We start from the raw sequence: 22,978 nt of genomic DNA on the forward strand, positions 1-22,978 counted from the left end.
AAAGATGAGCAGCATGGGCAGGGTGTTGTCGGTCAACGTGGGGCGCGTGGAGCCCGCGCACATCGACGGCAGGGAAGTGATGACCGGCTTTCGCAAGCGGCCCTTGGCCGGTGGGGGAGTGCTGCGTTCGCTGGGCCTGGAAGGCGACGAGCAAGCCGACCAGAGCGTGCACGGCGGGCTGGACAAGGCGGTCTATGCCTACCCTCATGAGCACTACCGCTTCTGGGCCACGGTACGCGCCCAGGCGGGGCAGGGCGGCTGGCACGATGCCTTGCCGGCTGGCAGCCTGGGCGAGAACCTGACGATCGAGGGCCTGCTGGAAGCCCAGGCCTGGGTGGGTGACCTGCTGCAGTTCCCGCACTGCACGCTGGCCGTCAGCGCGCCGCGCATGCCGTGCTTCAAGTTCGACGCAGCGATGGGCTTTCGCCAGGCCAGCAAGCTGATGGCGCAGTCGGGCTACTGCGGCTTCTACCTCGCCGTGCGCGAGGTGGGCCGTATCGAAGCGGGCGACCGCTTCGAGCTGCAACCCGGCCCGCGCGAGGTGTCGATTGCCGAGCTGTTCGCCGCCCGCCTGCGTCGCTAGGCGCGTCGCAGGCGCTCGCTCCACCTGAACAGCGGTCCGGCCAGCAGTACCACCGCCGCCATGCGTGTGACATGAAAAGCCGTCACGATCGGCACGCCCAGCTGCAGCACCTTGGCGGTGAGGCACATCTCGGCAATGCCACCCGGCGAGGTGCCGAGCAGCACGGTGGCCGGATGCAGCCCCACCCAGCTCGCCAGCAGCCAGGCAAAGGCAGCGCTGGCGGCGATGCTCAGCAAGGTGCCGCCGGCCACCGTCAGCAGCCAGCGCGGCGCGGTGTGAATGAATGCGGGCGTGAAACGGGTGCCAAGCGCGACGCCGATGAACAGCTGGCCCAGATTGGTCATCCAGTGCGGCAGGGCCGACAGCTCGATGCCGCTGGCCGTCAGCGTGGCGGCCACCGCCAGCGAGCCCAGCACCCATGGATTGGGTTTGTTCCAGCGCTGCAGCAGCAAGGACAAGGCACTGGTGGCCGCGATCAACAGCAGCAGTCCGCCCGCGTCGACGCGCGCCGGCCCGGGCACGAAGGGATCGAGCCCCTGGATGCCGGCGAACTGGAAGCCGAAGGGAATCACCAGCACCACCAGCATGATGCGCACGCTGTGCGCCGAGGCGACCAGCTCGACCCGCCCGCCGTGGCGTTCCGCCAGCACCGCCATCTCCGAGGCACCGCCAATGGCACTGGAGAAAAAGATGGTGGCCCGGTCCAGCCCGCCGATGCCGCGGTTGCTGTGCGCCAGCCAGGCACCGAAGGCCGCACCGAGGCCCAGCGCCCAGGCGATGCCGGCCACGATGGCGCCGGCCTGGCCGACGACAATGCTGACCACCTGGGGCGTGAAGTAGAGGCCCAGTGCGGTGCCGATGGCCCACTGGCCGGCATTGCGCAGGGGCCCGGCACTGGCCAGCGGCAGGCCCAGCACGCAGCCAAGGGCGGTGCCCACCAGCGGGCCGATCATCCACGGCAGGGGCGTGTGCAGGCGCTCGCAGGCGAACGCGAGCAGCGCCGCCACGACAAGCGTCAAGCCGACGCGCAGCGGGCGGGGCAGGGCCGGGGAGCGAGGCGGGGCGATGGCGGTGTCCTGAGTCGAAAAATGCCTGGCGCAGGGACCGGTGGCAGGTGGCGGTGCGGGCCGTCGGCGGCCCGTCTGCGACACTATCAGGGCGGGCTGTCAAACCGCTGTCACAGACCGTCGCCGTATGGACGCAACGGGCGTGAGCCGCCCGGGGCAAGGTCGAATGGCAGTAACTGTTTTTGCAAGCTAGAGTGTCGCGTGCGGGTGGCTGAAGCTCCGAGTCGGCCCGATTGGGAGGGCGGCCTGCGGGTAGCCGTTCTGAATAACAACAAGCCCGGCGGCGTTTCGCGGCGAGCTCATCTTCTTCTACCAGCGCAATGAAGCTACGTACCCGTCTTGTAGTACTCGTCCTGGCCGCGCTCGCGCCAGTGATGGTCGTCGAGACCGTGGAGCAGATTGACCAGTTCAAGCGCCAGGAGGAAGCTGCCTTCCAGGAAGCGCAGCGCCAGGCCGAACTGGTGGCCGGCCAGCTGGAGCAGCTGACCGGTGGCTATCGTGAACTGTTGGTGGCGATCGCGGCCAACCCCTTCGTCAAGAACAAGGACAAGCAAGCCTGCGCCGAATACGTCGAGGCCCTGCAGCAGCAGTTCCAGGCGGCCTTCACGATCGGCGTGGCCGACGGTGATGGCGACCTCTACTGCCTGGGCATGCCCTATCTCTACCAAAAGGGGCAGATCGACATCGGCGATCGTTGGTACTTCACCCAGGCGATCCGCACCAAGGACTTCGTGGTCGGGGAGTACGCATTTGCCCGCGGTCCGGGCAGCCCGGTGATCCACTACTCCTACCCCGTCAAGGGCGCCTCCTCGGAGGTGGCCGGCGTGGTCTTCGCCTCGGTCAGCCTGAAGTGGATGGCCGGCAAGCTCGCCGAGAACCCGCTGCCCGCCGGTGCCCGGCTGATCGTGGCCGACCGGCGAGGCACCGCCATGGTGGAGCAGCCCGACATGGGTGGCAGCGGGCACCTGGTGGCACGTGAGGTGCGCGCCCTGCTCAGCCGCAGCGGGCCGGGTGCCACGGCGCTGCGCATTGGCGGCGAGGAGCGCATCGTCGGTTATGTGCCGGTGACCAGCGGCCCCACCGGGATGTCGGTGGCCCTGGTGTTCGACCGCGACAAGGTGCTGTATTCGGTGCGTCAACAGGCGCTGCGCCGGGCCGCCACCGTGCTCGGTGCGATGTTCTTCGCGCTGCTGCTCGCCTGGTTCATCGCCCGCGGCGGTCTGCATCGGCCGTTGGCTCGGCTGGAGCGGGCCGCCATGCGGTGGGGCGAGGGCGATCTGGAGGCACGCACCGAGCTCGCCAATTCAAAGGATTCGGAGTTCCGCCAGCTCGGCTCCACGCTGGACCAGATGGCCGCCAACCTCGCCCTGAGGCAGCAGGAGCTGTCCATGGCGACCGAGGAGATGCGCCGTTCGCGGGACGACGCCATGCGGGCCAGCCTGTCCAAGACCCATTTCCTCGCCGCAGCGAGCCACGACCTGCGACAGCCGCTGCAGGCCATGACCCTCAACATTGCCCTGCTGGCCGCCCGTTATCCGGACGGTGGCGAGGCCTCGACCGTCGAGCGGCTGCGTCGTTCCGTGCTGAACCTGTCGACCCTGCTGAACGCGCTGCTCGATGTGTCGCAACTGGACGCGGGCCTGATCGAGCCGAACTACGTCGAGTTCGAACTGCAGACGCTGCTGCAAAGCCTGCTGGAGGAGTTCTTCGTCGGCGCCCAGCAGAAGGGCTTGCGCTTCATCGTCGAGCCCACCCGGGTCGGCGTGCGCAGCGATTCGGCCCTGCTCGGCCGCATGCTGCGCAACCTGGTGAGCAATGCCATCAAGTACACGCCATCCGGCGGCTCGGTCCGCGTCTGGACCGAGGTGCACGACGAGCGGGTGCTGATCTTCGTGCAGGACACCGGCGACGGCATTGCCGAAGACAAGCAGGAAGAGGTCTTCGAGGAATTCCGCCAGCTCGGCAATCCGCAACGCAATCCGGCGCTGGGCCTCGGGCTCGGCTTGTCGATCGTGCGGCGCATGAGCTTGCTGCTCGACCATCCGGTCACCCTGAAGTCGGCCGCCGGCGAGGGCACCATCTTCACGGTATCGGTCCCGATGGCCGATACCCCGGAACTGATCCCCATTCCCCGCGAGCTGCCGACCTTCTCCGGTCGGGTGCTGTTGATCGAAGACGATCCCCTGGTTGGCGACACCACCGCCGAGTTGCTGCGTTCCTGGGGCATGCAGGTGGACGTGGAGCTCGATGCGGAGGCCGCGTTCGCCCGGCTGTCGGAGCAGCCGTTTCCCTGGGATGCCGTGCTGGCCGACTATCGCTTGCCCAGCAGCACCGGCCTGGACGTGATCCTGCAGGCGCGGGCGGCGCGGGCCGACGTGGTGACGGTCGTCATCACCGGCGACGCGGCCGACGTGCGGGCCATCCGGCTCGACCATCCCGAGGTCGATGTGCTCCAGAAGCCAGTGGCGGTTGAAGCCCTCGCCCAGGCTTTGATGAAATTGAGCGAGAAGCCGCGCACCGCCAGCGCTTGACCGGCTGCGTCGTCCGGGCTGGCAGGACAAGGCGCGCCCCGGCGGCAGGAAAAGCCCGGCGTCTCCCGCTGCTGTCGCTCAGCGACTTGCCATGAGGCAAGCTCGCTGGTGCACGGCCTGCAGCGGTGGGTGCAGCGCCGAAACAATGGCGATGGCTCGCTGGTTCTGCCGCTGATGCCGCCGCTGAACTGCGCCCCGGCCGCTTGCGCCTGGCGCACGAAGCGGCAGTGCCGTCTGCCTCCGTGCCCTGTCGAGTCAGCCGGCGATGAAGATGCTGCGAGGAGCAGCGACCGGGGGACCACGGGGAGGTCCTGGCCCGAGTGGCGTGCGTGATGCGCGATGGGCCGTGAAGGGCGAGAAATGCCCTGTGCTGGCGGGCGCCTCCGGCGCCCCGTCCCGCTGAACGCCGGCGACCCGGGCTCAGCGGAACCCTGGCACGGCCGCTGTCCATGGCAGCGAGCCGCGCCGTCTCAGGCGATCAACCGCACCAAGCGGCCGAGGTGGCCTTGCGGCGCTCACGCTCGGAAGCGCGCGGGCGAGCCACGGCCGCCTCGACGGCTGCGTCTGCGGCTTGGGCCCGTGCCGGTGCCACCGACTCCTCGCCGGCGTGCCAGCTGGCCGCAACACGGGTGCACGACGCCGACTTCAGCTCCGGCTGGCTGCCGGCAGATTCGTGCGTCCACCAGGCGCCCAGCAGGGACAGGGGCTCGCCGAACTCACGCTCGTAAAGCGCTTTCATGTCGGACGCAGCAGCTTCGTGGCGGGACAGATCCTCATCGCCCCGCAGGCCGCTGTACGGGAAGTGGTGCAGCAGGCAGCCAAAGACGTTTTGGCAGTCTTCAGCGTACTTGCGGGTGTCGAGGATGTGGGCGTGCCAGAAGGTGTCGATGTCTTCCGTCGGCGGGATGATCTTGCCGGGGTACTTCGCCTGGAGGACCAGATAGCGGCGATAGCCCAGGGCGGCCAGCTCGGCCCGCTCGCGGGACCACGGGTTTTCGGTCTTCTCGTGGGTCAGGCGGAACTTCATCGGTTCCAGGTCGAGCTTTTCAATGCTGTGCAGGATGTGATCGAGGCTGTGAGCGTAAGCCGAATGTTCCATGTTTCCTCCGGGATGAACCCGACGCTCCTGGCACGCGCCCTTTGCGTCGGTGACTTTGGCTGCACCTCGGGTGCAACCATCCGTACGGCAACTGTCCGGGATCCTGTCCTTTTCGGATGTAACTAGTGGTTTCTGTGCGGTTTTGTAAACCTTGCAGGCCTTCTCGCGGCGGCACGCGGGCCGCGGCAATCGGAGACAGCAGTGCAGCGCTTTCCGAACAAAAACTGACAGCTGGGGGAAACACTAAGCAATTCGCATTCCGCGAAAACCCGCTTGCGAAGCTCGTTTGTTGAGTGGCAGCCCCGCATCCGTCGATTTCGTTGATTTCTGTGCCCGCCGGTCGCTCTTGGTCACGCATCCCCCTTAAACGAGGGGGGTGCGTGATTGATCGCACTGCTGATGTTGCCAGTCGAAAAAGCGGATCACTTTGCTGCAGTGCATCTTTGGGTTTGCCCCAGCCCGCGGCGGCTGGCCGGCCACTTCAATCGAACTCCCGCGCCGCGCCGCGGCGGCTCGCCGCGGCAGGCGGTGACGCGGTCCAACCGTCGACCCAGAGGAGTACTCGTGAAACGACACCTTGCCTCCACCGTCCTTGCCCTGGCCAGCCTTGGTAGTGCCATGAGCCTGGCCGCCCTGCCGGCCCGAGCGGCAGACAGCTACACGCAGACCCGCCATCCCATCGTGCTGGTGCACGGCTTGTTTGGCTGGGACTCGATGGGCATTGCCGACTATTGGCACGGTATCGGGACCGCCTTGCGCGCTGGAGGGGCCACCGTGCACATCACGCAGCAGTCGGCTGCCAACAGCAGCGAAGTGCGTGGCGAGCAGCTGCTGGCCGAGTTGCGGCGGCTGAAGGCAGCGCATGGCTACCAGCGCTTCAACCTGATGGGCCACAGCCACGGAGGGCAGACGGTGCGTTATGTCGCCGCGGTGGCGCCCGAGCTGGTCGCCTCCGTCACCACGGTCGGCACACCACATCAGGGCAGCCCGGTGGCCGACGCGGTCAAGCGCGGCACGGACGAGACCGGCAGCACGAAGGTCGTCGCCTCCCTGATCAACGGTTTTGCGCGTCTGATCGGCGTGTTGTCAGGCAATGACGGCCTGCCGCAAAACTCCGAAGCCGCCATGTTGTCGCTCACCACCCAGGGGGCCGCTGCCTTCAATGCCCGCTTTCCGGCCGGCGCACCGTCCACCACCTGTGGCAGCGGCCCTGCCAGCGTGAATGGCGTCAACTACTACTCGGTCGGCGGGACGTCGGTGATGACGCATCTGTTCGATCCGGGCGATGCCATGCTGGGCATCGCCTCGCTGTTCTTCAAGGGCGAGGCGAACGACGGACTGGTGGGCCGCTGCTCTTCGCGCTGGGGGCAAGTGCTGCGGGACAACTACGACTGGAACCACATCGACCAGATCAACCATGCCTTCGGGCTGCGCGGCTTGTTCTCCTCAGACCCGGTCGCCTTCTACCGGTCTCACGCCAACCGCCTCAAGGCGGCAGGGCTCTGAGCGCACCTTTCCGGTGGCATCGCGCCGCTGCCGTCTTGTCGGCGGCGGTTGCGTCCGGCCCTGGCGGGTGCGGCAGCCGACCCGGCTCCGCACCGGCCTACCCCTGCGCTGACCTGTTCCCGCTGGTCCGTCTCCGCTGAGGATCGGACCGGCCGGCTTGGCCGCCGCCCTGGGCGGCCGGCGGTGCTGCAGTGGCTCCCGCACGACACTCCATTCCGGCCGGCATGGCCTGCTCTGCTTCTGCAAACAAGCCCACGCCGCCCACGCGATGACGGTGCCTGTCGGTGTAGCTACAGCTTTCTTGAAGCGGGAGTGTGCAGGTGCACCGATCCCGCCCACGCCGATGCTTCAAGAGGGAGCCGCCGGCTTCCTTTTTCGCAGGTTCGCCATGACCGGCCCGGTGCTGCGCGGCCCGGTCGGGGACGCAGCGGCACGCTGTCCCGCCCACCTCTGATGCCGATCGCGGCACGTCATGGCGGCCGGCTCCCTGCCCGGTATATCGACCGCCGCATCATGGCCGCTCGTGCGGCGAAGATGGCCTTGTGTCAGGGCGGCTAGCATCCCTCTCCTTGGCTTGAGCGATGGTCTCGATCGGCGACCCGCAAGCGATTTTTTGCGTACTCCTGCGCTTCTGCCGCCAGCGGGTCGAAGCAGTGGATGTCATGGTGGAAGTTCGGCCTGTCAGCTCTGCCAAAGGATCTTCAACAGCATCCGTGCGAGCGCTACGATCGCCACAGCTTTATGCACTACGAAGATGTACGGATCGCATCGACATCACCTGGCGCGGGCCGCCTGCACCATGTGCCGGTCGGGCGAAAGCCGTGCGTCCGGCGCGGCCGAAGCCATCCGCTGCATTCCGGGAAAAGGCCGCCATTCCGTCGGACCGAGGCCACCACAAGAGGCCCTGGGCCGCTGCTTCCAACGCCCCTGTTGGCTCTCGCAGTGCTACGGGATACCCCTCTCCGTGCGCCTGCGGGCCGTCGTCACCATAACCAGGCAACTGCCTGACGGAGTGGGCGTTCCGGCGCCTTCGCTCCGTGCCGCCAGGCACCGGCTGCGGTGGGCCTCTCGCGTCATTCGGCCATGTCCGACGGTACTGCTGGGGTACCCGTTGTCCACGCCGCCTGTCGTCCTGGGAAGCTCTACCATTTGCGCCGGCTCCACCGCGGCAGCCAAGCAGTTCCGCCGCAGTCACTCAGCGCAAGACTCGGGACAGCGGCACCGCCTCTCTTGTTCACCGGCCAAGATACCGATAGCAGCATGTCCGACAACCCGATCCGTCTCTTGTGTTATTGCGGAACGCTTCGGCAGGCCGTTCGCGCGATCACCAAGGTTTACGACGCCAAGCTCAGCCGCCACGGGATCAAGATCACGCAATACACCATCCTGATGGTGATCCGGGAGCGCGGCCGGGTCACCACCGGCGAGCTCGCCAAAGGCTTGCTGATGGATTCCACCACGCTGAGCCGCACGCTCGCGACGCTCAAGCGCAGCGGCCTGGTGGATTGCGAAGTCGGTACCGAGGACCTGCGGGAGCGCTACTGGCGGCTGACCCGCACCGGTTCGTCAACGCTGTCGAAGAGCCAGAAGGACTGGCAGGACGCGCAGGAAGAGCTGCGGCTGGCGGCCGGCACCCAGAACATGCGTGACATCGACGCCCGCGCCTACGACGTCGCCACGCGCCTCGCCAGCTACGGTTGAACGGGCAGGGCCGGGCAGGCTGCCCGTGGTGGTCCCGGCATGCCGATCGAGGGCCCGCCAGCGGCCCGGCCATGGAGCTGTTCCCGGACGAAGCTGGCGACCTGGCGCCTGGTGTCGGGTGAGTGCAGCACGCCGGCATGGCCGGCCGCCGGCATCATCGACAACCGGGCCATGGGCAGATGGTCGACCAGGCGCGCGGCATGAAGGTAGGGCACCACCGGGTCACACGGGTCATGCAGGACCAGGGCCGGGGTGGACAGGTCACGGCCCAGACTCGCCGCATCCCAGTGGCTCACCGGCACGCCGTTGCGGCGCTGCAGCTCGCTGTACACCACCTCCACCACTGGTCTCGGCAGCGCATGCCCAGCGACGGCCCACTGCTCCAGCAGCAGCGGCAACGAGCAGGCCGGCGCGAGCAGCACCAATGCGTGCAGCTGCCGTCGCAGCGCGCACTGATCGGCCAGCGCCGCGATGGCAGCAATCGCACCGGCCGAGTGGGCTGCCACCACCGCAACGTCACCGAGCCCCCTCAAGGCGGCTGCGGTGGTCGCGGTGAAGTCCGTCATGGTCGTCGTGCGGCCCGGCCAGACACCATGTGCCGGCGCGTCGAAGACGGCCACTTTCAGTCCCAACTGCTGAAGGGGCCGCACGAGTCCGAGCATGCTGCGGCTGTCGGTGCCCCAGCCGTGCACCAGCAGGGCGGCCGGGCCGTCCTGAGGCCACAGCCAGCCGTGGGTGACGCCGCCGGCGCCGTCGATGGCGAAGCGCTGCGCGCCGAGCGGCGGGATGTCGCGTGGCCTGTCCCGGGTAGGGCGGGTAGCGTTGAACTGCCCGGCGGCCCACCGGCCCAACAGGCGTGGCGCCATACCGCCGAACCAGCGGCACGCCAGCCGCAGCCGCGCTTCTGCGCCCTGCTGCTGCAGCGTGCTCAGCGTGCCGTGCATCGGGAGGCGTCGTCTGGTGCGGCCGCCGTCGCATCCGCCGCGTGCACCGCTTCACCAGCGGCGGCGAGCGGCTCGTCACGGCCGGCGCGCCGTGCACTTCGGTAGTAGCCGCGGCGACTGTCGTAGAAGCGGCAGTCACGCAGGATGTGCAGCAGCTGGGCAAAGCTGAACCGGTGCTCCCGCAGCAAGCCGGGATAGGCCTGCTTCAATGCGGCCTGCGCGGCCGGCAGGTGGTAGAAGGGCACCGCCGGCACCACGTGGTGGGCAGTGTGCAGAGAGATGTAATGGGTGAGGAACTCCAGTGGACGTGGATAGCGGTAGTCCACCGTCAGCAGCAGCCGGCTGGCATTGGGCGTCCAGTGCGTTCCGGGCAGAAAGGGAAGGTCGCCGCGCACATGGTGCATCAGGGTGGTGGTGCTGAACCAGAGATGGATGGCGAGCCAGGGGCAGACAAAGTAGCGCAGAAGGCCCCAGGCCCCGGTGGCGTGAGCCAGCAGGGCCAGGTAGACCAAGCCTGCCACCAGCACCACGACGATGGACTGCCAGGCGTCGCGCCGCATCTCCCGCTTGGGGAAGAAGCCGGGCCGGAAGGCACTGAGCGCCCAGTAGCGGATGGTGCCAGCCCAGAAGGCCCATGAGCGGGTGGCGCTGTAGAGCAGGCGCTCCCATCGTGGCAGGCGGGCATGCACCTCGGCGCTCAGCGGTCGCCAGTCGGTGTCGAGTTCCAGGTGATTGGTGTGCAGGTGGTGCAGGTTGTGCACATGGCGCCAGGCATGGAAGGGATAGAGCAGCGGCAGCAAGGCCAGCTGCCCGATCACACTGTTGAGGCGCCTGCTGCGGGAGAAGGACTGGTGGCCGCAATCGTGAGCAATGCAGTGCAGGCCCCAGCCGCCCAGCCCGGCCAGCAGGTACAGCGGCAGCTGAAGCACCCAGTGTGCATGTGCGACTGCAACGAGCGCACCGGCGTACAGGAGGTAGCTGGTGGCGAAACCGGCCAGCCCGCGCCAGGGCCGCGGGCGCAGGCAGTCGGGCGGCACGGCGCTGGCGAGGCGGGCGCCTTCCAGCGCACGCACCTGCGCCATCAGCGAGCCGAAACTGGCATCGGGCGCCGTCGGTAGGCGGGGGCGAGACATGCCGTCCTCAGTCCGGGTGGTGGCTGTCGCGTTGCAGTTCCGACGCGAGGAAGGCGCTCAGCTGGTCGATGTTGTCATGGTCAAACAGCAGGGCCGGCGAGAGGCGGCGTTCAAGCAGCTTCTCCAGCTCGCCGGACAGCTTGATGGCGGCGATCGAATCCAGCCCGTAGGCATCGAAGCTCAGGGTGGTGTCGATCTCGGTCTGCGGCCGCTTCAGGTAGGTGGCCAGCCGCCAGACCAGCCAGCGCTTGAGGGCCGCCTCGTCCAGCAGGTCAGCGGCGGTCGTTGCCGGCCCGGTCCGTTGGAACTTGCGGACGAGTCCGCCCCACCAGTCGTAGTTCAGCATGGGCGTGCTCCTTGTTCAAAGCCGGGGATCATCCGAGACGGCCTGGCGTCTGAGGCGCCTTTTTTTCTCGATGGCTTCTGCAGTGGGATGGGACAAGTCCCACACCACGCCGAGGGCGCCCAGGCCGGTGAGCAGCCAGCCGCTCAGGTCGGGTTCCCACCAACGCATGCCGTGCCGGTAGGAAGCAGGAAACGCATGGTGGTTGTTCTGCAAGCCTTCGCCAAAGGTCAGCAGAGCCACCGGCCAGTTGTTGGCGCTGCGGTCGCGCGTGTGGAAGGGCCGGCTTCCGAAGCGGTGGCACAGCGAGCCCACGCACCAGGCGGCCTGGTTGGCGACGAACAGGCGGGCCAGCCCGCCGAACAGCAGGCCGCGCCAGGCACCGTCCCAGCTGGCTTCGGCGAGGCCACCGACGGCGGCCGGCAGCAACAGGCCCAGCCCGACCCACAGACCGTAGGTGCGGTGAAAGAAGAACAGCCGACGGTTGCGCAGGATGTCGGGCGCGAAGTAGTTCCAGCGTGACACGTCGGTGGTCAGCATCCAGGCGACATGCGCATGCCAGAGGCCACGCAGCGCCCCCTGCAGGCCGCTGCCGGCCAGGTTGGGGGAGTGCGGATCGCCGGGCTCGTCGGCATAGACGTGGTGGCGCCGGTGCGTGGCCACCCAGAACATGATGGGCCCCTGGGCGGCCATCGAGCCGCACACCAGCAACATCGCTTCGAACGCTCTGGACGTGCGGAAAGCCTTGTGTGCCAGGTAGCGATGGAAGCCCATCGTGATGCCGGCCATTTGCAGGCCATACAAGCCGAGGAACAGCGCGAGGTCGAGCAGGCTGGCCCGGCCTTGCCGCAGTTGGTCGAGCGCCAGGGCGAAGCCGGCGGCCGGCAGCAGCAGCACGCACAGTGCGGCGAGCTGCTTCGTTCTCGCGCCGTTGCCGACCAGTGGGCACACACCGTCCGGTGGCGGCTCGGCCAGTCCCGATGGTGCCGGCAATGCAGCAGTTGAGGCGGTCTCCAGGCTCATCAGGGTCCTCCGGGTACGTTAGGCGCGCCATGCAGGCAGGCCGGATCTGTGGATGGGGGGCGGCGCTGCTCGCGCCGGGCAGGGGTGTCTTGCGAACGTCCCAGGCCAGCCCGGCGGCCTCGATGAGGCGGATGAACCAGGCGGTGGGGTCGAGCTGCCAGGGATGCCGGTCGTTGCAGGCCAGCGTTGGCATTGCGTGGTGGTTGTTGTGCCAGGCCCCTCCCAGCGTGGGCAAGGCCAGCCAGGCCACATTGCGGCTGTTGTCATGGGTGTGGAACGGCTGTGCGCCGCGGGCGTGGCCAATGGAGTTGACGGCCCAGGTGGCCTGGTCCAGCAGGAAGATGCGGGCCAGGCCGCCCCACAGGAAGCCGCCGAGCGCGCCGTGCAGGTTGCCGGCCAGCAAGCCACCCAGCAGTGTGGGCAGCAACAGGCCCAGCGCCACCCAGGCGAAGTAGAGCTGGCTCACCAGTACCAGGCCGCGGTCGCGCAGCAGGTCGGGTACATGGCGAGCCCAGCCTCGCCGCTCCAGCGAGAACAGCCAGCCGACATGGGCGTGCCACCAGCCACGCACCCGACTCAGCCGGCCGCAGCCGGTGGCCCTGGGCGAGTGGGGGTCACCGTCCCGATCGGCGAAGGCGTGGTGAAGGCGGTGGGTGGCCACCCAGAACAGCAGCGGCCCCTGTGCCGCCATGCTGCCGGCCACCGCGAGGCCGATGCTGAGCCAACGGCGCGCCTTGAAGGCTCGATGGCTGAAATGCCGGTGCAGGCCACCTTCCACCCCGAGCGCCGTGAGCAGGTACATGGCTCCGAGCAGCGCCGCATCGCGGCCGTTGAAGCCGTGATGCGCCGAGAACGCGAGCGCTGCGAGGAAGCCGAGCGCCGGCAGACAAACGGTCAGCGGGGCGAGTTGGCGGGCCCGTCGATCGGCGGGCTCGGAAGGAAGATGGCGCGACATGGCGGTGTCGCCATGGGAAGACTGCATGGTGGTTGCGGGCGAAGAAGGGCCGAGGAGGCTCAGGGGTCCAGCCCGGCCAGGGACCGGGCCAGGAAGGCCTGCTTGCAGGCCTGGCGTTGCACCTTGCCGCTGGTGGTGAGCGGAATGGATCCAGTGGGGACGAGATGGACACGGGAAGGGGCGACGCCGTGGTCCCGCACGACCGACTCGACGACGGCCTGCCGCACGCTGGCCAGGGCGCCGTTGGTCTGCAAGCCGGCACGGCGCGAGAGCTCGGCGACGATCACCAGGCGCTCGCTGTCGTCCTCCCGCACGGCGAAGGCCACCACGCCATTGCGGCGGATGGCCGCATGGCTTTGCTGGACCGACTGCTCGATGTCCTGGGGATACAGGTTGCGCCCGGCCAGCACGACCACATCCTTCATGCGGCCGGTGACGAACAGCTCGCCGCGGCAGAGGAAGCCGAGGTCGCCGGTGCGCAGGAAGCGCCGGCGTGCCGGATCGTCCGCCAGGCAGGCGCGGAAGGTCTCCTCGCTGGCAGCGTCCTTCTCAAAGTAACCGAGGCCGACGTTGCGGCCCCGGATCCAGATTTCGCCCACCATGCGCTCCGGCAGGCGCAGTCGGGTCTGCGGATCGACGATGAGCAATTCGTGGCCATGCGCCGCCGTGCCGCAGCCGACCAGGGCGCGCGCGCCCGCGGTCTGCTGCGTGACATGGACGAAGCCGTGATCGAGGGCCGCGGTGTCGACCTTCACCACGCTGGGCGACTCCGGGCCAGCCTTGCCTGCCACGAAGAGAGTCGCCTCGGCCAGCCCGTAGCAGGGCAGCAGTGCGGCGCGCGAGAAGCCGCGTGGTGCAAAGCGCCCGCAGAAGCGCTGCAGCGTGGCCTGGGTCACCGGCTCGGCCCCGCAGAAGACCCGCCGCAGCGAGGCCAGGTCCAGGCTGTCGAGCGAGAGCTCGTCGACGGCGTCGGCACACAGGTCGAGCGCGAAGTTGGGCGCCACCGTCATGCTGACGCGGTGCCGGGTCACCGCCCGCAGCCAGCGCAGCGGGTTTTGCACGAAATGCGCCGGGCTCATCGTGATGAGCGGGAAGCCGCTGTGCACGGCCAGCAGCAGGGTGCCCATCAGCCCCATGTCATGGTAGGGCGGCAGCCACGACAGGCCGATGCGGTCCGCGGACGGATCGAGAAACGCCTCGAGCACCTCGCAGTTGCTGACGATGTTGTCATGGCTCAGCAGCACCCCCTTGGGCGCCCCGGTGGAGCCCGAGGTGTACTGCAGCACGGCGGGCGCTGGCATCTGGATCGGCGAGTCGGCCGGCACGGGCTCGGGACCGGTCCAGCCCTTCTCCAGTTGGCCGTCCTCCAGGAACAGCCAGCGTGGCGACTGCCCCAGCGCGCCGAGCTCGGCGTCCACGCGGCGCTGCAGCAGGCGGATGTCCGGGCCGGCAATGACCAGCGAGGGACGGCAGTCGGCATGGATCGCCGCCATGCGGCGCACCGCACGGGCGCCTACCGGTGGAAACGCCGGCACCACGGTGGCTCCGGCCAGCAGGATGCCGAACAGTGCGGCGACATAGGGCAGGCCCGGCTCCAGCACCAGCATGATGCGCTGCCCCTGCAGCCCCCGCCTGGACACCTCCGACGCCACCGCGCAGGCCGCCTGCCAAAGATCGGCATAGGTGCAGTCCTGCTCATCGAATTCACCGTCCCGCAGGTGGCGAAACGCCAGATGCCGGGGTGAGGCGAGGGCGCGTTGGTGAAGCCGGGCAACGATGTTGTGAGTTCCGTGTGACGCTGCGCCGGCGGGCCTGCTGCAGAGGGAAGAGCTCAGCCCTTTCTCCGGGTGGATGCGGCCCATCGAGTTTCCTCCTCCACTGAACGTGTGTTCAAGCGGCCTTACGGCCGGCGCTCGGTTGCGTTCGCTCGCACCGGCCGCCGCTGAGTCCTACTGGCCGCCGGCTGGCCACGGGGCGCATGCCGGGTCGGCTGTGCAGGCGCCCGGGTCTCCCAGAGCCGGTGCGCCTGCTCGATAGCAGCGGGTCTCCGCTGAAATTCGAAGGACGTAGGTGTATATGCACAAAGGATGCTATGGGGTGAGCTGGCGATAAGCAATCACTGACGCGCCTGCATGAGTTAGGGGATGCAACGACGGCGGGGCAGTGTTCGACATCGAGGCGGTTCCACAGGGCGGTCTTCTGAAAAGCCATGTCACTCCATTCCCATGGTTCGAAGGCGACCAGGGCGATGTTCTGAAAGCTCATTTTTGCCCGCGATCCTGCGGTTTTCCCTTAGTTGCCTGTGTTTATGTAAGCATTGACAGGGGTCGTGTGTGAAGGAATGCCGGTGCAGTGACTTGCGCGCCGGCCGCTGGCCGCGCCGGTGAGCCACGGGCTTTGGCGGCCGGGGAGCGCCGCTGCCCGGTAAACTTCAGCACTTTCGAGGTGTTTGCTGCCCCATGGCCGTAGTCTCCACAGGGAACGCCCCTGCCATCTTTGACCTGAAGAGCGCCACGCTGACCCTGCTTGCCGTGGTGCTGAAGACGCCCGACCTCGCGGCGCTCGCGGCGGAGTTGGAGGCGCGGATCGGTCCGACCCCCGAACTGTTCAACCAGGACCCGGTGGTGATCGATTTGGCGCCGCTGCGCGAGGAGGCCGCCACCATCGACTTCCAGGGGCTGCTGGCCCTGCTGCGGCGCTACCGCATGGCCCCGATGGCGGCCAAGGGCGGCAGCGCGGAGCAAATGGCGGCGGCGCTGGCGGCCGGGCTGGTCGAGGCGCCCGAGCAGCAGGCCGCCACGACGGCCGCTGCCCCCGCGCCGGCGCCGGACATCGCGCCGCCCGAGGCGGCGCGCGAGATACCGGTGCCGCCCACTGCCACGGTGATCGTGGACAAACCGTTGCGCTCGGGCCAGCAGGTGTACGCCCGGGGCGGCGACATCGTCGTGCTGGCTGCAGTGAACTTCGGCGCCGAAGTGATTGCTGACGGCAACGTGCATGTCTACGCGCCGCTGCGCGGCAAGGCGATCGCCGGGGCGCGGGGCAACACCGCGGCGCGCATCTTCACCACCTGCCTGGAACCGGAACTGCTGTCGATCGCTGGCATCTATCGGACCACGGAAACCGCCATTCCGCCCGAAGTGGCCGGCAAGGCCGCCCAGATCCGCCTGGTGGGTGAGAAGCTGGTGATGGAACCCTTGAAACTCTGAACCATTCGCCGCCGGCCGCGCCGGGCGGTAGACCCTGAACTTCTATAGGACCTGCAACTGATGGCCAAAATCATCGTGGTGACCTCCGGCAAGGGAGGCGTCGGCAAGACCACCACCAGTGCCAGCTTCTCTTCAGGCCTCGCGCTTCGGGGCCACAAGACCGCAGTGATCGATTTCGACGTGGGCCTGCGCAACCTGGACTTGATCATGGGTTGCGAGCGCCGGGTGGTCTACGACCTGATCAATGTGATCAACGGCGAGGCCAACCTGAACCAGGCCCTGATCAAGGACAAGCAGTGCGAGAACCTGTTCGTGCTGCCTGCCTCGCAGACCCGCGACAAGGACGCGCTGTCCAAGGACGGCGTGGAGCGGGTCCTCAAGGACCTGGCGGAGATGGGTTTCGAGTACATCGTGTGCGACTCCCCGGCCGGCATCGAGACCGGTGCGCTGCTGGCGATGCATTTCGCCGACGAAGCCCTGGTGGTGACCAACCCCGAGGTGTCCTCGGTGCGCGACTCCGACCGCATCCTGGGCATGCTGAGCTCGAAGACCAAGCGGGCCATCGACGGCGCCGAGCCGATCAAGGAGCACCTGCTGATCACCCGCTACAACCCGCACAGGGTGGAAGACGGGCAGATGCTCTCCTTGGAAGACATCCAGGAGATCCTGCGAATCCCGTTGATCGGCGTGATTCCTGAATCCGAAGTGGTGCTGCAGGCTTCCAACCAGGGCGTGCCAGCCATCCACCTGAAAGACAGTGATGTCTCGGAAGCGTACAAAGACGTGGTTGCGCGGTTTCTCGGTGAAGACAAGCCGATGCGCTTCGTCGATGCGGTGAAGCCCGGCTTCTTCAAGCGCTTGTTCGGCGGGAGGTGAGCTCATGTCTTTCCTCTCCTTCCTGCTTGGGGAAAAGAAGAAATCGGCAACGGTCGCGAAGGAGCGGCTGCAGATCATCCTGGCCCACGAACGTTCCGGCCGATCCGGTGGCCCGGACTACCTGCCGCAGTTGCAGCGGGAGCTGGTGGAGGTGATCTCGAAGTATGTCTCCATCAGCCCGGATGACATCAAGGTCCACCTGGAGCGCCAGGAAAACCTGGAGGTGCTGGAGGTCAAGATCGAGCTGCCCGACGCACGTTGAGCTGCGCGGCGGCGCACACTGCCTCACTGGCCGCAACGGTCATCGTCGAGGCGCTGGCCGCCTGCCGGCTCTTGCTGGCGTGGTCGGCTGGGTCGCGGTTGCCCGCCCTGGAGTGGCCAGAGACGTCGTCGAGTGCGGGCGGGGGTCGAGGCCCGCGCCCTGCGGCCGTCCAGCAAGCTCCGCTGCACAACTGATGCTCGAACCCGCACCGCGCTCGCTTGCGGCGGTGGGGTGCGGTGAGCGTTGGCGCGAACCGCGGCGCGTTCGCCTGGCGCGTTCCGTTGCGCTTATTCGGACGCCACCCGCTCGCCGGCCACGGGGTACTTCAGGTGACCGACATAGTCGAGCGGCTGGGTCACCTGCATCGACGGCACGTCGCCGGCGCGCATGTGCAGGATGTCGGCCGGGCTGATCCAGCGGGGGTGGGCCGAGGTCAGCGGCAGGCCGGCATGGCGGTAGGCTTCCAGCACCAGCTGGGAGCAGAAGAAGCGGTCGTTGCTGCCGCTGCCCAGTTGCACCAGGGCAACGCCGCGCATGCAGAACTCACGCACCAGCCCCGGCACCAGGGGCAGCTCGCAGACCCGCCGCTCGATCGAGAAGGGCGCGTGCAGCAGCACCCCCACATAGCCGTAGCGGCTGCCGACCTTCTGCTGTGCGAACTCGCGCAGCCCGGCGACCGTCTGGGCGGTGGTGCCCGGATGGCGGAAGGCCACCACCATCGCTTCCTCGTCCATCAGGGCGTCGATGTGGCGCAGGCGCACGCCGTCGCCCACCGCCTCGACGATTTGACCGTCACCCAGATAGAGCGCGGCATGGCTCACGGGCGACAGGGTGGCCAGGCGGATGCCCAGCGAGGCGAGGCCGTTCTTTGCCGTCAGCACGATGTCGCCCGGCCGCAAGGCCGACACCGGGACCCGCTGCCCGCCGTTGTCCGGCGAGAGGCTGCGGTCCTGGAAGCGGATGCGCAGGCCGGGCCGGGCTTCGGCTTCGCCCTCGGTCGTCGCGGTGGTTTGCTCGATGCGGGTGGCGCAGCCGGTCGCGGCGGCAGCAATCAGCAGCATGAGCGCCGGCAGGCGCGCGCTGCGCAGCAGGCGGAGCGGGAAAGCGAACATCGGAAGTGGCGGTGCAGGAGGGTGGAAGGCCGGCAGGCGGGGCCCGGGCCGGAAGCAGGGGCAAAGGGGGCAAGGGCCGCGGCAGCGCGTGCGGCCTTGCAGCCGTCACGGGGCCGGCAGGCCGGCGCCGTGACGCAGGATCAGGGGCAGGCGACGATCTTGAAGCCCACCCGCCGGTCGAGCGCGTCGACCGCGTTGTCGGTGCCGCTGCCGACGATGTTCTCGCGCGAGCCCATGCCGACCGCCTTGGTGCGGGCGGCCAGCTCCGGTACTTCGCTGCTCAGGCGCTGGCGGATGTAGCTGGCGCGCTGCAGGGAGAGGCTGTCGTTGACCTGGTCGGAACCGGTGCGGCTGGTGTGGCCGACGATGTCCATGCAGGTCTTGGCGGCACTGCTTTCGCGGGCGATCTGGCGCAGCCACATGCCGTAGGCGCCGCTGATCTTGCTGTCGGACCAGAACTCGGTGCTGCCCGGATTGAACAGGAACTTCACGCCCAGCTCGTTGTAGGCGATGCCCATGGCCACCACCCGTGCGAAGGCCTGCTCGGCCTCGGTCTGGCGGCCCAGCTTGACGTTGCTGAGGTAGATGCCGTTGAGCACTCGCAGCTGCTCACCGGCGGGCGTGGCGAGCGCACTGCGGTAGCGGCCCAGTGCGTCCTGGTAGCGGCCGGAGTTGTAGAGGTCGGTGGCTTCGTTGATGACGGTGGCTGCGGCCACGCGCTCGAGGTAGAAGGCGTCACCCCGCTGGCCGGGGGTGGTGGTGGTGGTGCGCACGTATCCCTCGATGACCTTGTCCTTCACCACCACCGGGCTGTCGCGGTAATAGGGCAGCGGGTTGTGGTCCAGGCCCTGGTCACGGGCGATGGCCGAGGACTGGGCCACCACATTGCCGCTGCGCAGGTCGGTCAGGGCCAGGTTCAGGTTGATGGCGCTGCCCTTGCCGCTGGTGCGTGGCGCCCGGGTCATCGTGCCGGTGAGGAGGTACTGGGCCTTGCTCAGGCTGCTCGACTGGAAAGGCAGCACCTCGAACTGGTCGAACTTGGTGGTCAGGCGTTCGGTGACGCGCTTCTCGAACAGCTCGGTGGCGATGGTCTGCTGGCCACTGCCGGCATCCAGCATGGGGTCGAGCACGACCGCCCGCTTGGCGATCTTGGACTCCACCTTGGCGAGGAAGGCCGGCAGCTTCTGCGTCTGCGAGACCAGGCCATCGGTGGCCTCGGCCACCGCCTGCTCGAACGGTTGCTCGTGGGTCAGCGAGGTCGCCTGCGGGGCAGCGCAGCCGGCCAGGGCCACCGCCACCACGGCGGTCAGGAAGGAGAGCAGGCGCGAGGCCTGCCTGGTGCTTGCGGGTTGCTTCATTTGCACTGCCTTTTCAGGAACACGGTTTCTTCGTCGGTCAGGGCCTCCAGTGAGGCCTTCTGGAGAATGTCGCTGCAACGGGTCTGCACGGCCGCGCTCCGAGGGGCGCGGGCTTCGACATCGTTCGCGGGAGGCGCCTCGGCGCGCGGCTTTGGACGGGCGGACAGCGTGGAGTCGGGCCGGGGCGACAGGGCGGCGGCCTGGGTCCGCGGCACCGCGGGTTCGTTCGCGCGCCCGGACGCCTCGGCCTTCGCTTGGCCTGGTGGGGGCGGCGACGGGCGTGCGGCGACCGGTGCCGCACCAATGTCGGACCGGGCCGGCGCTGGCGGTGTGTCCACGGCGGCGGGCGCTGCAGCTTGGGGGCCCTGCGGCGGGGCAGCCGACGGCAGCGCCTGCGGCGAGGGCGGCGCTGCAGCCGCTTGCGTCGGGGCGGCGGCCGGCACGGCGGGCGCGGCCGGTGCCGGCTCCGCGGCCGGCAGGCGGGGGGGGATCGCGGTCGCTTCAACGGGGGCGGGAGCCGGCGCCCGGGCCGCCCTTTGGCCGGTCAGGAACCACCCCCCGCCGGCCACCGCCAGCAGCAGCAGGCCGCCGCCGAGGAGCGGGGCTCCCAGCCGGCGTGCCGAGCCGCCAGCCGGCACCGCGGCGGCCGGCGCAGCGGCGGCTGCCGCAGGGGCCGGTGGGGCACCCAGCAGCGCGCGGAAGCTTGCCACGTCCTGTGGCCGGTCCTGCGGCTTTACGGCCAGCGCCGCGTCGATGGCGTGCAGGAAGCGATCGCTGTAGCGGCCGGCCGCAATGCGGCTGAGCGGCTCGAGCCGGTCGGCGATCAGGCGCTCCACCGAGGACATGGGCGTCTTGCCGGTGATGGCGTAGTAGACGACGCAGGCCAGGGCATAGAGGTCGGTCCAGGCGCCTTGTGTCATCGAAGGCACCTCGCCGTATTGCTCGATCGGCGCGTAGCCCGGCTTGAGCACCACGGTGAGGGCATGGGTCATGTCGCCCACCACGCGGCGGGCCGCGCCGAAGTCGAGCAACAGCGGGCCGCTGTCGGTCAACAGGATGTTGTCGGGCGCGATGTCGCGGTGGAAGCACTGCTCGGCATGCATCACCGCCAGCGCGTCGAGCAGCGGCTGCAGCCAGCCGCGCAGGGTGGCTTCGTCCGGGGCCTGGCGGCGCTCGGCCAGCGCGCGCTTGAGGGTCGGGCCCTTGTAGTAGGGCATCACCATGTAGGCGGTGCCGTTGGCCTCCCAGAAGCGGTGCACCTTGACCAACGCAGGATGGTCGAAGCGGGCCAGCAGGCGGGCTTCATTGACGAAGCTGCGCAGGCCGATGTTGAAGGTCTCGAGGTGGCGCTCCGACTTCGGCGCCACGGTGGCGGTGAGCACGGAGCGCGAGGCCAGTGCCGACGGCATGTACTCCTTCAAGGCCACCTGGCGCTGCAGCGACGGGTCGTAGGCCAGGTAGACGATGCCGAAGCCGCCTTCGCCGATGAGGCCGACGATCTCGAACTCGCCGAGCCGGGTCCCGGCAGGCAGGGTGTGGCTCATCGGCAAGTCGACGGCCGGCTCCTGAGGGCGGGCGGGGGGGCGAGCCGAGGTCCCGATGATGGTGCGCTCGTCGTCTTCAGGGGCCGAAGTCATTGCGATTCTCTTGCCAAGGCAGCTTCAGGTCGGGCGCGTGTGGCGCAAACGCCTGGCCTGAAACGGGCGCTCATTGTCGCGCGATCACCGGACCGAACCATCGGGCCGACCCTCGGCCGGCATCCCCCATGCGGGGGGTGATCCCTGCGACGGCAGGGCCCGCGGCGGGCGCTGCGCCGTCATTGCCGAGGCCGGTGGGCCAGCGGATAAAACGGCGACGCCACGCCGGCCCGGGGCCTGCGTGGCGCCACTGTAGACGAGCGGCACGGCCCGGCGTGTCGCCTATATAGGTGACGCCCCCGCAGGCGGGGGGTGAGCCGCCGGGCACGGCGAAGGAGACGACATGTCATGCAGTTCCTGGTGCCGGCGCCTCGTGCGCGCATGGGGATGGAGGAGTGCTGATGCCCGGCCGACGCGACGGCATCGCGCGGCAGGCTGGGTGGCGACACTGGCGGCGCTGCTGGTGCCCTGGCCAGCGGCCGCGCAGGAGGAGCGCGCGGTGCTGATGGTGGGCAACTCGGAGGCCGGCACCGTCAGCTTCATCGACGGCAGCGGCTTCGACAACCTGGGCTCCGTCAACGTCATTCCCGACCTGCGACAGCGCCTGCTGGAGATGGACCCGTTGCGACGCGCGGTCTACGAGGTGGTGAAGCTGCAGAAGGGGGGCGACCGGTTCGTCGATGACCTCGCCCTCTCGCCCGACGGTCGCACCCTGTATGTCTCACGATCCAACCTGGTGGACGTGGTGGCGCTGGACCTGACCCAGCCGGGCCATCCGTTGTTGTGGCGGCATGCGCTGCCTGGCATCAATGCGGACCACATGGGCATCTCGCCGGATGGCGGGCGCATCGTGGTGTCGGCCTCCAGCGAGAACCAGGCCTTCGTGATCGACACCCGCACCGGGGCGCTTGCGGGGCGCTTCGCCACCGGCGACTTTCCACACCAGAACGACTATTCACCGGATGGGCGGCTGATCTACAACACCAGCATCGGCAACGTCCTGCTGCCGCGCGACCTGAACTTCCTCAAGGGCCGCAAGCAGATGACGGTGGTGGATGCGCAGTCCCTGCAGGTGGTGCGCAGCTTCACGCTGCCCTTCGGCATCCGACCGAACGTGGTGACGCGCGACGGCCGGCTGCTGTACACGCAGCTGTCCTACCTGAACGGCTATGCCAAGGTCGACATGCACACCGGCCAGGTGCTGCAGCAAGTCGAGCTGCCGCTGAGCGACTGGGCCCGGCAGCACTTCCCCGACGAGGACGGCTATCCACAGAACTCGGCCCACCATGGCCTGGCGATGTCGGGCGACGAGAGCAAGCTGTGCCTGGCCGGCACGATCGACAACTACATTGCCATCGTGTCGGTGCCGGCCATGACCACCGACCGCATCCTGCCCTCCGGCAATCTGCCGTACTGGGCGACGAGCAGCGCCGACGGCCGCCATTGCTTCGTCTCCAACAGCAAGGACGGCACTGTCTCGGTGATCGAATACGCCGGTGCGCGGGAGGTGCTGCGGGTGCGGGTGGGCGCCTATCCGCAGCGCAGCCGGCTCGGCCGGGTGCCGCCGGAGGTGCTGCGCCTGCTGTCTTCGGCGGGAGGGTGAGTCGCCGGCGGCCCGGTGTGAGCCGGGCCGTTGCCG

18 protein-coding genes and 1 pseudogene are annotated in these 22,978 nt (G+C 68.7%); 8 read left to right on the top strand and 11 right to left on the bottom strand.

Translation table 11 applies throughout. From position 1 onward, the window contains the following. Positions 1-4: 4 nt before the first annotated feature. The gene (locus N7L95_RS15980; RefSeq protein ID WP_301256249.1) at positions 5-583 is read left to right on the top strand and encodes an MOSC domain-containing protein; all 579 of its coding nucleotides are present in this window, start codon (positions 5-7) and stop codon (positions 581-583) included. On the opposite strand, the gene N7L95_RS15985 is transcribed toward N7L95_RS15980, so the two are convergent. After that, positions 580-1,602 (bottom strand): AbrB family transcriptional regulator, encoded by a 1,023-nt coding sequence (locus N7L95_RS15985; RefSeq protein ID WP_301256250.1) that lies wholly within the window; start codon positions 1,600-1,602, stop codon positions 580-582. The two genes, N7L95_RS15980 and N7L95_RS15985, sit on opposite strands and share 4 nt — an antisense overlap. A gap of 368 nt (positions 1,603-1,970) precedes the next feature. Here N7L95_RS15985 and N7L95_RS15990 point away from each other — a divergent pair, with 368 nt between their 5' ends. Beyond that, positions 1,971-4,181 carry a hybrid sensor histidine kinase/response regulator gene (locus N7L95_RS15990; RefSeq protein WP_301256251.1) on the top strand — a complete coding sequence of 737 codons (2,211 nt, stop codon included), beginning with the start codon at positions 1,971-1,973 and terminating at the stop codon, positions 4,179-4,181. Between the two features lie 478 nt (positions 4,182-4,659). On the opposite strand, the gene N7L95_RS15995 is transcribed toward N7L95_RS15990, so the two are convergent. Continuing rightward, positions 4,660-5,280, bottom strand: coding sequence for a glycine-rich domain-containing protein (locus N7L95_RS15995; RefSeq protein ID WP_301256252.1), 621 nt, complete (start codon positions 5,278-5,280; stop codon positions 4,660-4,662). Between the two features lie 564 nt (positions 5,281-5,844). On the opposite strand from N7L95_RS15995, the gene N7L95_RS16000 reads away from it, so the two are divergent. Together N7L95_RS16000 and N7L95_RS16005 are read left to right on the top strand one after the other, a co-directional pair. Then, positions 5,845-6,786, top strand: a complete 942-nt coding sequence (locus tag N7L95_RS16000; RefSeq protein ID WP_301256253.1) for a lipase family alpha/beta hydrolase — start codon at positions 5,845-5,847, stop codon at positions 6,784-6,786. 1,260 nt (positions 6,787-8,046) lie between these two features. Next, on the top strand, positions 8,047-8,487 hold the full coding sequence (locus tag N7L95_RS16005) for a MarR family winged helix-turn-helix transcriptional regulator (protein ID WP_301256254.1): 441 nt from the start codon (positions 8,047-8,049) through the stop codon (positions 8,485-8,487). Here the strand turns inward: N7L95_RS16005 and N7L95_RS16010 are convergent. From N7L95_RS16010 to N7L95_RS16035, 6 genes and pseudogenes are all read right to left on the bottom strand, one after another. After that, the gene (locus tag N7L95_RS16010; protein ID WP_301256255.1) at positions 8,478-9,431 is read right to left on the bottom strand and encodes an alpha/beta fold hydrolase; all 954 of its coding nucleotides are present in this window, start codon (positions 9,429-9,431) and stop codon (positions 8,478-8,480) included. The genes N7L95_RS16005 and N7L95_RS16010 overlap by 10 nt on opposite strands. Beyond that, positions 9,416-10,564 carry a fatty acid desaturase gene (locus N7L95_RS16015; RefSeq protein ID WP_301256256.1) on the bottom strand — a complete coding sequence of 383 codons (1,149 nt, stop codon included), beginning with the start codon at positions 10,562-10,564 and terminating at the stop codon, positions 9,416-9,418. The genes N7L95_RS16010 and N7L95_RS16015 overlap by 16 nt, the downstream gene beginning before the upstream one ends. Before the next feature lie 7 nt (positions 10,565-10,571). Beyond that, positions 10,572-10,910 (bottom strand): acyl carrier protein, encoded by a 339-nt coding sequence (locus N7L95_RS16020; RefSeq protein ID WP_301256257.1) that lies wholly within the window; start codon positions 10,908-10,910, stop codon positions 10,572-10,574. Positions 10,911-10,925: 15 nt separating this feature from the next. Continuing rightward, the gene (locus tag N7L95_RS16025; protein WP_301256258.1) at positions 10,926-11,930 is read right to left on the bottom strand and encodes an acyl-CoA desaturase; all 1,005 of its coding nucleotides are present in this window, start codon (positions 11,928-11,930) and stop codon (positions 10,926-10,928) included. A 229-nt stretch (positions 11,931-12,159) separates the two neighbouring features. Beyond that, positions 12,160-12,912: pseudogene (locus N7L95_RS16030) on the bottom strand (acyl-CoA desaturase); the annotation flags it as partial. Positions 12,913-12,944: 32 nt separating this feature from the next. Further along, positions 12,945-14,747 (bottom strand): fatty acyl-AMP ligase, encoded by a 1,803-nt coding sequence (locus N7L95_RS16035; RefSeq protein WP_301256259.1) that lies wholly within the window; start codon positions 14,745-14,747, stop codon positions 12,945-12,947. Between the two features lie 597 nt (positions 14,748-15,344). Between N7L95_RS16035 and minC the strand changes: the two genes are divergently transcribed. Genes minC through minE form a run of 3 tightly spaced genes read left to right on the top strand, consistent with a single transcriptional unit; the run spans position 15,345 to position 17,232 of the window. Then, entirely contained in the window at positions 15,345-16,094 is a 750-nt protein-coding gene (gene minC, locus N7L95_RS16040) for a septum site-determining protein MinC (RefSeq protein WP_301256260.1), read from the top strand. 60 nt (positions 16,095-16,154) lie between these two features. Further along, positions 16,155-16,970, top strand: coding sequence for a septum site-determining protein MinD (minD, locus tag N7L95_RS16045; RefSeq protein ID WP_301256261.1), 816 nt, complete (start codon positions 16,155-16,157; stop codon positions 16,968-16,970). 4 nt (positions 16,971-16,974) lie between these two features. Next, the gene (gene minE / locus N7L95_RS16050) at positions 16,975-17,232 is read left to right on the top strand and encodes a cell division topological specificity factor MinE (RefSeq protein WP_301256262.1); all 258 of its coding nucleotides are present in this window, start codon (positions 16,975-16,977) and stop codon (positions 17,230-17,232) included. 287 nt (positions 17,233-17,519) lie between these two features. Here minE and N7L95_RS16055 read toward each other — a convergent pair whose 3' ends face one another. From N7L95_RS16055 to N7L95_RS16065, 3 genes are all read right to left on the bottom strand, one after another. Beyond that, positions 17,520-18,344 (bottom strand): YaeF family permuted papain-like enzyme, encoded by an 825-nt coding sequence (locus N7L95_RS16055; protein WP_301256263.1) that lies wholly within the window; start codon positions 18,342-18,344, stop codon positions 17,520-17,522. Positions 18,345-18,484: 140 nt separating this feature from the next. Beyond that, the gene (locus tag N7L95_RS16060) at positions 18,485-19,702 is read right to left on the bottom strand and encodes an OmpA family protein (RefSeq protein ID WP_301256264.1); all 1,218 of its coding nucleotides are present in this window, start codon (positions 19,700-19,702) and stop codon (positions 18,485-18,487) included. After that, entirely contained in the window at positions 19,699-21,339 is a 1,641-nt protein-coding gene (locus tag N7L95_RS16065) for a serine/threonine protein kinase (RefSeq protein WP_301256265.1), read from the bottom strand. The genes N7L95_RS16060 and N7L95_RS16065 overlap by 4 nt, the downstream gene beginning before the upstream one ends. Before the next feature lie 439 nt (positions 21,340-21,778). Between N7L95_RS16065 and N7L95_RS16070 the strand changes: the two genes are divergently transcribed. Then, positions 21,779-22,942, top strand: coding sequence for a YncE family protein (locus N7L95_RS16070; protein ID WP_301256266.1), 1,164 nt, complete (start codon positions 21,779-21,781; stop codon positions 22,940-22,942). Positions 22,943-22,978 lie beyond the last annotated feature (36 nt).

The sequence above is a fragment of the Eleftheria terrae genome (genome assembly GCF_030419005.1).
Classification (GTDB): domain Bacteria; phylum Pseudomonadota; class Gammaproteobacteria; order Burkholderiales; family Burkholderiaceae_C; genus Caldimonas; species Caldimonas terrae.